Origin of the sequence: Aeromonas sp. R4-3, assembly GCF_040908275.1 — a bacterium.
GTDB classification, from domain to species: domain Bacteria; phylum Pseudomonadota; class Gammaproteobacteria; order Enterobacterales; family Aeromonadaceae; genus Aeromonas; species Aeromonas rivipollensis.
Genome location: NZ_JBFODK010000062.1, coordinates 1 through 12,051, shown reverse-complemented (window position 1 = coordinate 12,051; position 12,051 = coordinate 1). Strand labels below are relative to the sequence as shown.

The window sequence follows — 12,051 nt, the reverse complement described above, 5'->3', positions numbered from 1 at the left end:
ATGGACGGTCTTCCGTGCGGGGCATCTATTAACCCTTTCTGATGGTCGGCAAAAAAGCGGTCAGCAGGCCGATCAGCGGCAGGTAGGCGCAGAGCTGGTACACGGTTTCTATGCTGGTCGCATCGGCCAGCTGACCCAGCAGGGCGGCGCCTATGCCCCCCATGCCGAAGGCGAAGCCGAAGAAGAGGCCGGAGATGGTGCCGACCTTGCCGGGCACCAGCTCCTGGGCGTAGACCAGGATGGCGGAGAAGGCCGACGCCAGGACGAGGCCGATGATCACCGAGAGCACCGAGGTCCAGAACAGGTCGACGTGGGGCAACAGCAGGGTGAAGGGGGCGACGCCCAGGATGGAGATCCAGATCACCCGCTTGCGGCCGATGCGGTCACCGACAGGCCCGCCGAGCACTGTGCCCGCCGCGACGGCGAACAGGAAGGCAAACAGATGGAACTGGGCGCTATCCAGCGGCAGGTTGAACTTGTCCATCAGGTAGAAGGTGTAATAGCTGCTCAGGCTGGTCATGTAGAAGAACTTGGAGAACATCAGCAGGCCCAGGATGGCCAGCGACCAGCCGATCTGGCGGCGGCTCAGGCCGCTGCCGGCATGGGCTTTCATCCGCTTGTGGAAGTTGGCCCCGTGCTGGCTCGACCAGCGCCCGACCAGGCAGAGCACCATGACGCCCACCAGGGCGAACAGCGAGAACCAGGCCGCGCTGCCCTGTCCCTGCGGCACTATGATGAGCGCGGCGAGCAGCGGACCTATGGCCGAGCCGAGGTTGCCGCCGATCTGGAACAGGGATTGGGCCAAGCCCGGCTGGCTGCCGGCCGCCATGCGGGCGACCCGGGAGGATTCCGGGTGGAAGACGGACGAGCCCATGCCGATCAGCATGGCCGACAGCAGCACGGCGCCAAAGCTGCCCGCCTGTGACAGGGAGAGCAAGCCGAGCAGGGTAAAGCCCATGCCGAGGGGCAGCGAATACGGCATGGGCCTGCGGTCTGTGTAGAAGCCGATCAGCGGCTGCAACAACGAGCCCGTGAACTGGTAGGTGAGGGTGATGAGCCCAATCTGGGTGAACGACAGGTCTAGGCCGAGCTTGAGCAACGGATAGATGGCCAGCAGCACAGATTGCATCATGTCGTTCAACAGGTGCGAGAAGCTGATGGCGGCAATCACCGGATAAGTGGTGGTGTTCAGGGGGTCGGCCGAGGGCGTCGCGGTGACAGAGGTATCGGTGCTCAAGGTCTTGTCCATGGGTGAGGTATCTGCGGTTTCATACTCCCTCTACCATGCCCTATCCCGGTGCATCTGGACATAACCAAAGTGGGCGAACGCCGGGGCTGCTCTCGATCGGCGTGCAAGCCGTTCACCCTGAAGGTGTGTGGATGACAGGTCAGATCTTGTGCTTGGCGCCTGGCGGATTAGTATAGAAAGCCTGCCGCCGCTATCCGGCCCATAGCCCGCCATGGAGGGAACATGTTCGAAAGCCTGGGAGTCATCAATGTCTGGACCTATCTGGTGGGGCTCTTCTTCATCATCATAGCGCCGGGTCCCAACTCTATTTATGTGCTGCGCACCGCCGCCGTGCGGGGCATAGGGCCTGGCTATCGCGCCGCCCTCGGGGTCTTCGTCGGCGATGCCATCCTCATCTTCTGCGCCTACCTGGGGATCGCCTCCCTCATTCGCACCACCCCCTTGCTGTTCACCCTGGTGCGCTACCTCGGCGCCATCTACCTGCTCTATCTGGGGGTGAAGATCCTCCATGCCAACTTCATAGCCAAGGGCGAAGGGCAGGAATCCGCGGTGGAGCTGGGGGAGCGCTATTTCTCCAAGGCCCTCACCTTAAGCCTCACCAACCCCAAGGCGATCCTCTTCTACGTCTCCTTCTTCGTGCAGTTCATCGACTTCAGCTATGCCCACACCTGGATCTCCTACCTGGTGCTGGCCGGCATGCTGGAGGCCATGAGCTTCGTCTATCTCACCCTGCTGATCTTCGGCGGCACCCTGATGGCGCGCTTCTTTGCGCGCAAGGTGCGTCTCGCCAAGCTGGGCAACGGCCTGATCGGCCTCTTCTTCATGGGCTTCGCGGCCAGGCTGGCGACCCTGTCGTCCTGATCCCGTCCTTTCCTGCTCCATCGGGCTGAATATGGCAGCGCTATGCCTCCCCGGCACCTGCCTGCGGTACACTAGGGCTCGATGAGAGGGCCTCTCTCTTTTCAATCCTGCCGCCGTGGTCTCATGTCCCTGATTTGATCGGGGTCAGCCGTCCACGGCCAGATTCCTTCTATAGTGCGCCCCTTTGTGGCCATAGGCCGGAGGGCCCCATGCTCGAAAATCAGATGATGTTGTTGGCGGTGTTTGAACGGGCGGCGCTGATGCTGATGACGCTCTTCCTCCTGACCCGTACAAGGCCGTTCCAGCGATTGTTCCAGAAGCGGGATCACACCCCGGCTGAGCTGCTGCTGGTGGCCGCCATCTTCGGCCTGTTTGCGGTGTTCAGCACCTACACCGGCATTCCGGTGGAGGGGGCGCTGATCAACGTGCGGATCATCGCCATCATCTCGGGCGGCATACTGTTTGGCCCCTGGGTCGGCATCCCGGCCGGGGTCATCTCGGGTCTGCACCGCTACCTCATCGACATGGATGGTCACACCTCTATCCCTTGCCTCATCGCCAGCATCATCGCCGGTCTGCTGGCGACCTGGCTGCACCTGAGATGCCGCAAGTCGCGGCTCTGGCTCTACGGCATACTGGCGGGCATGGCCTGCGAGGGGCTGACCATGCTGCTGATCTGGCTGTTGACCGAGCCCCATGCCGTGGGTGTGGAGATCGTCAGCCACATCGCCTATCCGATGATCGCCGGGACGCTCTGCATCGGTCTCATCATCAAGCTGGTGCAGGATCTGGATGACGAGAAGGAGCTGATTGCTGCCAAGCAGGCCAAGCTGGCGCTGGACATAGCGAACCAGACGCTGCCCTTCTTCCAGAACATAGATCGCCACTCCCTCGGTCAGGTGTGTGCCGTGATCCGGCGCGAGATCGACGCCGATGCGGTGGCCATCACCGACACCCGGGACGTGCTGGCCTATGTGGGGGTGGGCAAGGATTACTACGAGCTGGACGAGCACCACGCCATCAGCGACATGACCCAGAGAGCCGTGCTGCTGGACCAGATCATCATCAACAACGATCTGCGTCAGTATCACCTCTCCGATTTTCACTCTGTCATCATCATCCCGCTGCGGGAAAACGGCGCCGTCAGCGGCACCCTCAAGATCTACTATCGCCGCACCCACAGCATCACCAGCTCGTTGCGGGAGATGGCGGTGGGCCTCTCCCAGCTCATCTCCACCCAGATGGAGGTGTCTCGCATCGAGCAGCTCAAGGAGATGACCCGCAAGGCGGAGTTCACCGCGCTGCAGAGCAAGATCAACCCGCACTTCCTGTTCAATGCCCTCAATGCCATCTCGTCGCTCATCCGCATCCGCCCCCAGCAGGCGCGCCAGCTCATCGCCAACCTGGCGGACTACCTGCGCTACAACCTCAACAAGGGGGACGAGCTCATCGACATTCAGGAGGAGCTGCAGCAGGTGCGCGACTACGTGGCCATCGAGCAGGCCCGCTTCGGCGACAAGCTGGAGGTAGTGTTCGAGGTGGACGACGTCCACATCCAGGTGCCCTGCCTGCTGTTGCAGCCCCTGGTGGAAAACGCCATCCTGCACGGCATCCAGCCCCGCAGTGCGCCTGGCCGGGTCACCATAGAGGTGAAGCAGCTGGCGGGCGGCATCCGGGTGGCGGTACGCGACACGGGTTACGGCATCAGCCAGGCGGTGATCGACGGGGTGGCCGCCGGCCGGGTGGAGAGCCGCAGCATAGGCCTGATGAACGTGCATCAGCGGGTCAAGCTGCTCTATGGCGACGGCCTGCACCTCAAGCGGCTGGAGCCGGGTACCGAAGTCTGTTTCTATCTGCCGGATCAGGAGGCGATGCCATGTTGAGAGCCATCACTGTTGAAGACGAGTCGCTGACTGGAGAGGCGTTGTCATGTTGAAAGCCATTAGTGTCGAAGATGAATGTTTGATGCGGGAGGAGCTGGCCTCTCCTGCGTTCCCTCAGGGGGCAATGCCATGCTGAAAGCCATCATAGTGGAAGACGAATACCTGGCTCGCGAGGAGCTGGTCTATCTGGTGAATCAGCACAGCACCATAGAGATAGTGGCGAGCTTCGAGGATGGGCTGGAGGCGTTCAAATACCTGCAGGATCACGAGGTGGATGTGGTGTTTCTGGATATCCAGATCCCCTCCATCGATGGTCTGCTGCTGGCCAAGAACCTGCACAAGTCGAGCCATCCGCCCCACATCGTCTTCGTCACCGCCTACAAGGAGTTCGCGGTGGAGGCGTTCGAGCTGGAGGCGTTCGACTATATTCTCAAGCCCTACAACGAGCCGCGCATCATCAATCTGCTGCAAAAGCTCGAGCATGCGGGCAAGTCGCAGCCGGGGCAGGGGGAGGTGAGCAGCCCGCACAATCGCACCATCAACCTGGTGAAGGGGGAGCGCATCATAGTCACCCCCTGCGAGCAGATCTACTACGCAGAAGCGGACGAGAAACTCACCTATGTCTACACCCGCACCGATCGTTACGTGATGACCATGGCCCTCAGCGAGTTTGTCAGCCGCCTGCCGGCGGAGGGCTTCTTCCGCTGCCACCGCTCCTACTGCGTCAACATCAACAAGATCCGCGAGATAGTGCCCTGGTTCAACAGCACCTATCTCATACGGCTCCATGATCTGCCGTTCGAGGTGCCGGTCAGCCGCAGCAACATCAAGGCGTTCCGTCAGCTGATGCGGCTCTGATTGCCATTCATGCCTGCCGATCTGCATTTCATGCCTTAATCTGCCGGCGCGAGTCGCGTCTTGCCTATAGTGGCCTCAATTTCCTTATGGCCATCGCCCGAGACGCATCATGACTAAAGAGATGAATCGCACCCGGTATCTGACCCTGATCGGTACCATCATCACCCAGTTTGCGCTGGGCTCCGTTTACACCTGGAGCCTGTTCAACGCCCAGCTCTCCGACAAGCTGGACGAGCCGGTGAGCCAGGTGGCCTTCGCCTTCGGCCTGCTCAGCCTCTCCCTGGCGGTGGCCTCCTCCCTGGCGGGCAAGCTGCAGGAGCGGTTCGGGGTGCGCAACGTCACCCTGGGGGCCGGCGTGCTGCTCGGCATCGGCTTCTTCCTCACCGCCCACGCCAGCAACCTGGCCATGCTCTACCTCTGCGCCGGCATACTGGTGGGCTTCGCCGACGGGACAGGCTACCTGATGACCCTCTCCAACTGCGTGAAGTGGTTCCCGGAGCGCAAGGGGCTGATCTCCGCCTGCTCCATCGGCGCCTATGGCCTCGGCAGCCTCGGCTTCAAGTACATCAACCTGCTGCTGCTCTCCAGCTCCGGCCTCGAGACCACCTTCCAGCTGTGGGGGCTGATCGCCATGTCCATGGTGCTGGTGGGCGGCATGCTGATGAAGGATGCGCCCCAGCAGGCCACTTCCGTGCAACAGACCGAGAGCCGCGACTTCACCCTGGCCGAGGCCATGCGCAAGCCGCAGTACTGGATGCTGGCGCTGATGTTCCTCACCGCCTGCATGAGCGGCCTCTATGTCATCGGCGTGGCCAAGGACATAGGCGAGAAGATGGTGGGCCTGCCTGCCGTGGTGGCCGCCAACGCCGTCGCCATCATCGCCATGGCCAATCTGGGTGGCCGTCTGGTGCTGGGCATTCTCTCCGACAAGATGTCCCGCATCCGGGTCATCACCATAGCCCAGCTGATCACCCTGGCAGGCATGGTGCTGCTGCTGTTCGTGCCCCTCAACGCCAACCTGTTCTTCGTGGCGGTGGCCTGCGTGGCCTTCAGCTTCGGCGGCACCATCACAGTCTACCCCTCCCTGGTGAGCGACTTCTTCGGCCTCAACAACCTGACCAAGAACTACGGCGTCATCTATCTGGGCTTCGGTCTGGGTAGCATCATAGGCTCCATAGTCGCGTCCCTGTTCGGCGGCTTCATGGCGACCTTCAACCTCATTCTGGTGTTGCTGGTGGTGGCCCTGGTGCTCTCCCTCACCATACGGCTGCCGGCTCCCGTTGCGGTGGCGGCGGATCGGGGCTGACCTGGTCTCCACGGCGGTAAAAAAGAAGACCCGGGCATTGGCCCGGGTCTTTTCGTTGGTACAAGCGGCGTTTAGCGGGGGGGAAGTCCCAGCAAGGTGCGCAGTTGGCTGGCGGTGGCCTCGACCGCAGACCAGTCGGTGCCGGTGACGGTGACGTGACCCATCTTGCGGCCGGGGCGGGCGTCGCCCTTGCCATAGAGGTGCAGGTGTACGCCGGGCAGGGCCAGGGCGCCGGCCCAGTCAGGGGTGCCGCCCTGCCAGAGATCCCCGAGCAGGTTCAGCAGTATGGCGGGGCACACCTCTGCTTTTGCCGGCAGCGGCAGATCGCACAGGGCGCGCACCTGCAGCTCGAACTGGCTGCAACCGGCGTTGTCGATGCTGGGGTGTCCGGAGTTGTGGGGGCGGGGCGCCATCTCGTTGACCAGCAGCGTGCCGCCGACCAGGAAGAACTCCACCGTCAGCACGCCCACGTAGTCGAGGGCGGCGATGATGTGCTCGGCGATGCGCTGAGCCTCCGCCTCCAGGGCGGGGACATTGGCCGGGGAGCGCGTCTGATCCAGAATGCCGCCGCTGTGCCAGTTCTGCACCAGAGGCAGGGCGCTGATGGCACCGCTCGGGCTGCGGGCCAGGGTGAGGGCAAACTCCCCCTCCAGCGGCAGGCGCTTCTCCAGCACACAGGGCACGCCGCTGGCGGCCAGGGCCGCTGGCAGCTCGTCGGCCTTGTTGATAGTCCACTGTCCCTTTCCGTCGTAGCCTTCGCGGGCCGTCTTGAGAATGGCGGGGAAGAGGTCGTTGGGCAGGGCCGGCAGGGGCTCACCCGGCAGCAGGGTCAGGTTCGGGGCGACCGGCACGCCGGCGCGGGTCAGGAAGGCTTTCTCTTCCCGGCGATCCTGGCAGACACGCACTGCGCTGGCCGCAGGGCGTACCGGCAGGTGCTGCTCCAGCAGAGCCAGGGAGGCGGCCGGCACGTTCTCGAACTCGCAAGTCACGGCATCACAGCGGCTGGCCAGATCGCGCAGCGCCTCGGCGTCGTCATAGGCTGCCACTATCTGGGCGTCGGCCGCGGCGCCGGCGATGCTGGCGGGATCCGGATCCAGCACTATCACCTGATAACCGAGGCGATGGGCCGACATCACGAAATAGCGGCCGAGCTGGCCGCCACCTAGCATGCCGAGGGTAGCGGGGGGCAGTATCATGCCGGGTCCTCCAGTTGCAGGGCCAGCACCCGATCCCGCTCGTTGGCACGGAAGCTGTCGAGCTGCTGGTGATAGCGAGGGGCGTCGCCATCCTGGGCAACCGACAGCAGGGAGACGGCAAACAGACCTGCGTTGGCGGCACCCGCCTCACCGATGGCGAAGGTGGCGACCGGCACCCCCTTGGGCATCTGCACTATGGAGAGCAGAGAGTCCATCCCCTTGAGCTGACGGGTCGGGATGGGCACACCCAGCACAGGCACTGTGGTCTTGGCGGCCAGCATGCCCGGCAGGTGGGCGGCTCCGCCGGCCCCGGCGATGATGGCGCGCAGGCCGCGTTCGCGGGCACTGGCGGCATATTCGAACAGCAGATCCGGGGTGCGATGGGCGGAGACGACGCGCGCTTCATAGGGCACGCCGTGCTCCTTGAGGATGCGGGCTGCCGCTTGCATCACGGGCCAGTCGGAGTCAGAGCCCATTACCAGGCCGATCATTGGGGGGGTCGTCATTACGGCTTCCTCGGGGGTGTCAAACGTTTGCCGCATGTTACCAAAAAGCCGTGGGACCTGGCTCAACATTTCTTGCGTCTGATCCCTTCGGATTGCGCCCAACGGCGGCCATGACAGAGGTGCAGGGTAGCATCTGTGCCACTCGACACCCTCTTGTGGGAAAAAACGATGATAGAAATCCAGATGGCTATACATCCAATCTGGCTCTGCCTATAATCCCCCCGCTTTGGCGCATCATGCTTAAAAGGGAATCCGGTGAGAATCCGGAGCTGGCGCGCAGCGGTAAGGGGGAACGAAGCGACATCAGGGCACTGCCGTCAGGTGGGAAGCCGTCGCCGTAGGCCATCAGCCCCCAAGCCCGAAGACCTGCCAAAGTTCGTATTTCGGGCCGAGAGAAACCGGCCACGAAGTAGATGCTTACGCGAACTTAAGGATCTCTCATGTCCAAGAAATTATTGGCGGCTGCCCTGTTGCCAACGGCGGCCTTTGCCCAGTCTTCCCTTCCTGCCAATGACACCATGGTGGTCACCGCCAACCGGGTGGAACAACCCGTCAGTGCTGTGCTGGCTCCCGTGGTGGTGATCGATCGCGCCGAGATTGAATCCCGCCAGGTATCGAGCCTGACGGATCTTCTCAAGACCCTGCCCGGGGTACAGATCACCACCCTGGGTGGCCGGGGCCATATGAGCAGCCTCTTCATCCGCGGCACCAACTCCAACCACTCCCTGGTGCTGATGAATGGCCGCCCCATCGCCGCCATGGTGGCTGGCACGCCCGATCTCAGCCAGATCCCCCTCGGCAACATAGAGCGCGTCGAGTACATCCGCGGGCCGCGCGCCGCCGTCTACGGTTCGGATGCCATAGGTGGCGTCATCAACCTCATCACCAAGACCTCCGCCAAGAGTGGCAGCGAGACCCACCTGAAGGGCGGCGCAGGCAGCCATGGTTATGGTCAGGGCCAACTGCGAACCGTGCAGGCTCTGGGCCAGCAGACCGACATGAACCTGCTGGTGGGCTATGAGCGCACCGATGGGTTCGACGTGGTGGCCGGTGCCCAGCAGCCGGATCGGGACGGTTTCGACAGCCTCAATGGCCAGGTCGGGATGAACCATGCCTTCAACGACGCCTGGAGTGCCGATTTCAACGCCCAGGGTTATGACAACCAGACCGAGATGGACGATGCCTATCAGTCGGCCGACCAGAGCCGGGTGAAGGCCTTCCAGTACGACGGTGGCCTCAAGTTCCAGAGCGAGACCCTGACCAGCCGGCTGGAAGCCAGCTACGGCGAGAACAAGCTGAAGAGCTGGCTGGAGAGCCAGGGGGAATCCAGCGCCCAGCCGATCCACACCGGCTTGACCCGCTTCTCCTGGATCAACAGCTGGAGCGGCATCGAGGGGCTCAACCTGACCGGTGGCGCCGACTGGCAGCAGGAGCAGATGAAGTCCGATTCGCGCAGCTATGGCCAGGCCTTCAATGCCCCGGATCGCGACAACACAGGTCTGTTTGCGGTGGGCAGTTATCGCTGGCAGGCCCTGCTGTGGGAGCTATCCGGCCGCACCGATGACAACGAGCAGTATGGTCGTCACAACACCTGGTCCGCCGCCAGCGGGCTGGATATAGACGACAACCACAATGTGCGGCTGAGCTACGGCACCGGCTTCAAGGCGCCGACCTTCCTCGATCTCTACTATCCCGGTTATGAGAACCCGGATCTGAAGCCGGAAGAGAGCAAGAACCTGGAGCTGGACTTCTCCGGCCGTTACACCGCCTGGGATTGGTCAGTGAACCTCTATCGCAACCAGATCCAGAACCTGATCTCCTGCCAGAGCGCCTTCTCCAGCTGCAAGCCGGACAACACGGATGCCGAGATCCGCGGCGTGGAAGTGGCGCTGGGGCTGGAAACCGGTCCGCTCCATCATGACCTGAGCTTCGATTACACCAAGACCGAAGACAAGAACGACGGCGATCAGCCGCTGCTGCGCCGCGCCAAGCAGAAGGCGAGCTGGCTGACCCAGGCACAGCTGGGCCCGGTGGATCTGTCGACCGAACTGCTCTACGTGGGCAAGCGGGACGACAAGAACTTCAGCAGCTTCCCCGCAGAGCGGGTGGTGCTGAGCTCTTACACCCTGGTCAATCTGGGTGCCAGCTACGGGGTGACGCCTGCGCTGACCCTGGGCGGTCGCATCGACAACCTGTTCGATCGTGACTATGTCCCGGCCTATGGCTATGCCTCACCGGGCACCGAGTTCAAGCTGACCGCCGACTACCGTCTCTGATCTGCTGATCTGCTGATCTGCTGCTCTGCTTATATAGAGAGGAAAAAGCGAGGCCCCGCCATGTGCGGGGCCTTTTCTATTGGTCGCTGGCGGGAGTATGATCGCCGCCTCGCATCCAAGGGGGAGCTCTGGTGGCCAATATTCTCGTGTTCGACTCCGGTATGGGCGGTTTGACCGTCTATGGGGAGATCCGTCGCACCCTGCCGGCGCACAACTATTTCTACTGCTTCGACAACGCCCACTTCCCCTATGGCGAGCTGAGCGAACCAGAACTGATCTCTGCCTGCACCGGCTTGGTCAGCCACATGGTGGCCGAACACGCCATCGATCTGGTGGTGATTGCCTGCAACACCGCCAGCACCATAGCCCTGCCATCCCTGCGAGCCACTCTGAGCATTCCTGTGGTGGGCGTGGTACCCGCCATCAAACCTGCCGCCGCCCTGACCCGCAATGGTTGCATCGGTCTGCTGGCAACCCCGGGCACCGTCAGCCGCGAATATACCCATGAGCTCATCGCCCAGTTCGCGCCGGGCAAGCGGGTGTTGCTCAAGGGAGCGACCGAGCTGGTGATCGAGGCCGAGCGCAAGCTGGCGGGACAGCCGGTCAACATGGGGTTGCTGCGAGAGGTGCTGGCTGACTGGATGGAAGGGGAGGAGAGGCCGGATACCCTGGTGCTGGGCTGCACCCATTTCCCGCTGCTGGGGGATGAAATCCGGCAACTGATGCCGGAGTGCCAACTGGTGGACTCGGGCAATGCGGTGGCAAGGCGGGTGGCTCATCTGCTGGCCGCGCTTCCATCCACCTTCACCGGTGAAGGACAGGGCCACGCCTATTGCAGCCTGCTGGATGCCCGGGCCCAAAAACTGACAGCCCCCTTGCAAGCATGGGGGCTGTCATCACTCGAAGAGGTGCTGTGCTGAGTATTCAGGCGTCGACGTCGGCGCCTTCCCTCTCATCCCTGTCCCGCTTGTCGTTGGCTTCACGTACCTTGAGGGTGCGCTGCTGATACTCCTTGTCATTGAGCGCGGCTATGGCCTTGGCCGCATCGGCGACCGGCATCTCAACAAATCCGAAGCCCCTGCGCTTGCCAGTGGCCTTGTCTTTCATCAGACGGACGGAAATCACCAGACCCTGCTCGGCAAAGAGCTCGCGCACGGCAATCTCGTTGGCACGGTAGGGCAGGTTGCCTACATATAAGGTGCATGTTTCTTGGCTGGCGTTCTGCTCGGCCACAGCGGCAGGAGCCCGGTTAAGGAACAGCGGTACTACGAAACCGCCAATGGCCAGACCTACGGCAAAAATGACTTCGGCTTTCAGGGAAAACTGCAGGGCCTGGGCAACCAGATAACCGACCAGCGCCAACACCAGAGCGAGAACGGCCGCCTGCACATAAACGGGAAACTTGGATAAATTCATCTTTAAAGACCTTTTGTAAATGAAAGCAAAAAAGGTGCAACACTCTATTCACCTCCATGGTAACCAGCTTTACGACAGGACGCTACCATGGACCACTTGGGACACATTATCCGCTTCAGTATGGCATTCCTTAAGCAAGGAAGACCCGGTTAAATGCCAATAAAACAGAGCTGAAATCATCAGCTTGTGGATAACATTGTATATATACACTGGGTAAGCTGTTTCTAACTGGATAATTTGAAGTTTCCGTGACTTTCTTCAAAAAATCCCTTGTCATCGTGATCCGGCTCCCTATAATGCGCCCCTACCAGCACGGCGGAACACGCCGAACTGATGAGCCAGCTTCCTAGCGAAGTGGGCGCCGAAAGAAAAGCGAAAACAACCGCTTGACTTTCGAAGTGAGGAGCGTAAGATGCGCCTCCTCAACGCGATAAGCGTGACGCTCTTTAACAATTTGAATCAAGCAATCTGTGTGGGCACTCACAGCATCGAACATCAAA

Annotated in this window: 10 protein-coding genes and 1 riboswitch; of the genes, 6 read left to right on the top strand and 4 right to left on the bottom strand. The window is 61.9% G+C overall.

Features of this window, described 5'->3' with window-relative positions:
• Window positions 1–28: 28 nt before the first annotated feature.
• On the bottom strand, window positions 29–1,249 hold the full coding sequence (locus tag AB5Y91_RS19890) for an MFS transporter (protein ID WP_163156810.1): 1,221 nt from the start codon (window positions 1,247–1,249) through the stop codon (window positions 29–31).
• Between the two features lie 222 nt (window positions 1,250–1,471).
• On the opposite strand from AB5Y91_RS19890, the gene leuE reads away from it, so the two are divergent.
• From leuE to AB5Y91_RS19870, 4 genes are all read left to right on the top strand, one after another.
• Entirely contained in the window at window positions 1,472–2,110 is a 639-nt protein-coding gene (gene leuE, locus AB5Y91_RS19885) for a leucine efflux protein LeuE (RefSeq protein WP_106885341.1), read from the top strand.
• Between the two features lie 209 nt (window positions 2,111–2,319).
• Complete coding sequence (locus tag AB5Y91_RS19880; protein ID WP_234570694.1) at window positions 2,320–3,993, top strand: sensor histidine kinase; 1,674 nt, start codon at window positions 2,320–2,322, stop codon at window positions 3,991–3,993.
• Between the two features lie 129 nt (window positions 3,994–4,122).
• Window positions 4,123–4,851 (top strand): LytR/AlgR family response regulator transcription factor, encoded by a 729-nt coding sequence (locus AB5Y91_RS19875; protein ID WP_368170613.1) that lies wholly within the window; start codon window positions 4,123–4,125, stop codon window positions 4,849–4,851.
• 109 nt (window positions 4,852–4,960) lie between these two features.
• Complete coding sequence (locus tag AB5Y91_RS19870; protein ID WP_171275158.1) at window positions 4,961–6,157, top strand: MFS transporter; 1,197 nt, start codon at window positions 4,961–4,963, stop codon at window positions 6,155–6,157.
• Window positions 6,158–6,228: 71 nt separating this feature from the next.
• On the opposite strand, the gene AB5Y91_RS19865 is transcribed toward AB5Y91_RS19870, so the two are convergent.
• Window positions 6,229–7,353, bottom strand: a complete 1,125-nt coding sequence (locus AB5Y91_RS19865; RefSeq protein ID WP_171275159.1) for a 5-(carboxyamino)imidazole ribonucleotide synthase — start codon at window positions 7,351–7,353, stop codon at window positions 6,229–6,231.
• Window positions 7,350–7,859: a 5-(carboxyamino)imidazole ribonucleotide mutase gene (purE, locus tag AB5Y91_RS19860; RefSeq protein WP_025325239.1), complete on the bottom strand. Its 510-nt coding sequence runs from the start codon at window positions 7,857–7,859 to the stop codon at window positions 7,350–7,352. Before purE ends, AB5Y91_RS19865 begins: the two co-directional genes overlap by 4 nt.
• Window positions 7,860–8,069: 210 nt before the next feature.
• Window positions 8,070–8,248: riboswitch (cobalamin riboswitch) on the top strand.
• A gap of 51 nt (window positions 8,249–8,299) precedes the next feature.
• Here purE and AB5Y91_RS19855 point away from each other — a divergent pair.
• Together AB5Y91_RS19855 and murI are read left to right on the top strand one after the other, a co-directional pair.
• The gene (locus AB5Y91_RS19855) at window positions 8,300–10,135 is read left to right on the top strand and encodes a TonB-dependent receptor (protein WP_163135468.1); all 1,836 of its coding nucleotides are present in this window, start codon (window positions 8,300–8,302) and stop codon (window positions 10,133–10,135) included.
• Window positions 10,136–10,266: 131 nt separating this feature from the next.
• The gene (gene murI, locus AB5Y91_RS19850) at window positions 10,267–11,055 is read left to right on the top strand and encodes a glutamate racemase (protein WP_111911436.1); all 789 of its coding nucleotides are present in this window, start codon (window positions 10,267–10,269) and stop codon (window positions 11,053–11,055) included.
• Window positions 11,056–11,059: 4 nt separating this feature from the next.
• Here murI and AB5Y91_RS19845 read toward each other — a convergent pair whose 3' ends face one another.
• Complete coding sequence (locus AB5Y91_RS19845; RefSeq protein ID WP_025325242.1) at window positions 11,060–11,551, bottom strand: RNA-binding protein; 492 nt, start codon at window positions 11,549–11,551, stop codon at window positions 11,060–11,062.
• Window positions 11,552–12,051: the final 500 nt, after the last annotated feature.

Bases quoted from the DNA above. Each gene is read 5' to 3' on its own strand.
- AB5Y91_RS19865 (WP_171275159.1), bottom strand. From the start codon at position 7,353: ATGATACTGCCCCCCGCTACCCTCGGCATGCTAGGTGGCGGCCAGCTC.
- AB5Y91_RS19870 (WP_171275158.1), top strand. From the start codon at position 4,961: ATGACTAAAGAGATGAATCGCACCCGGTATCTGACCCTGATCGGTACC.
- AB5Y91_RS19855 (WP_163135468.1), top strand. From the start codon at position 8,300: ATGTCCAAGAAATTATTGGCGGCTGCCCTGTTGCCAACGGCGGCCTTT.
- AB5Y91_RS19890 (WP_163156810.1), bottom strand. From the start codon at position 1,249: ATGGACAAGACCTTGAGCACCGATACCTCTGTCACCGCGACGCCCTCG.
- AB5Y91_RS19880 (WP_234570694.1), top strand. From the start codon at position 2,320: ATGCTCGAAAATCAGATGATGTTGTTGGCGGTGTTTGAACGGGCGGCG.
- AB5Y91_RS19875 (WP_368170613.1), top strand. From the start codon at position 4,123: ATGCTGAAAGCCATCATAGTGGAAGACGAATACCTGGCTCGCGAGGAG.
- leuE (WP_106885341.1), top strand. From the start codon at position 1,472: ATGTTCGAAAGCCTGGGAGTCATCAATGTCTGGACCTATCTGGTGGGG.
- purE (WP_025325239.1), bottom strand. From the start codon at position 7,859: ATGACGACCCCCCCAATGATCGGCCTGGTAATGGGCTCTGACTCCGAC.
- AB5Y91_RS19845 (WP_025325242.1), bottom strand. From the start codon at position 11,551: ATGAATTTATCCAAGTTTCCCGTTTATGTGCAGGCGGCCGTTCTCGCT.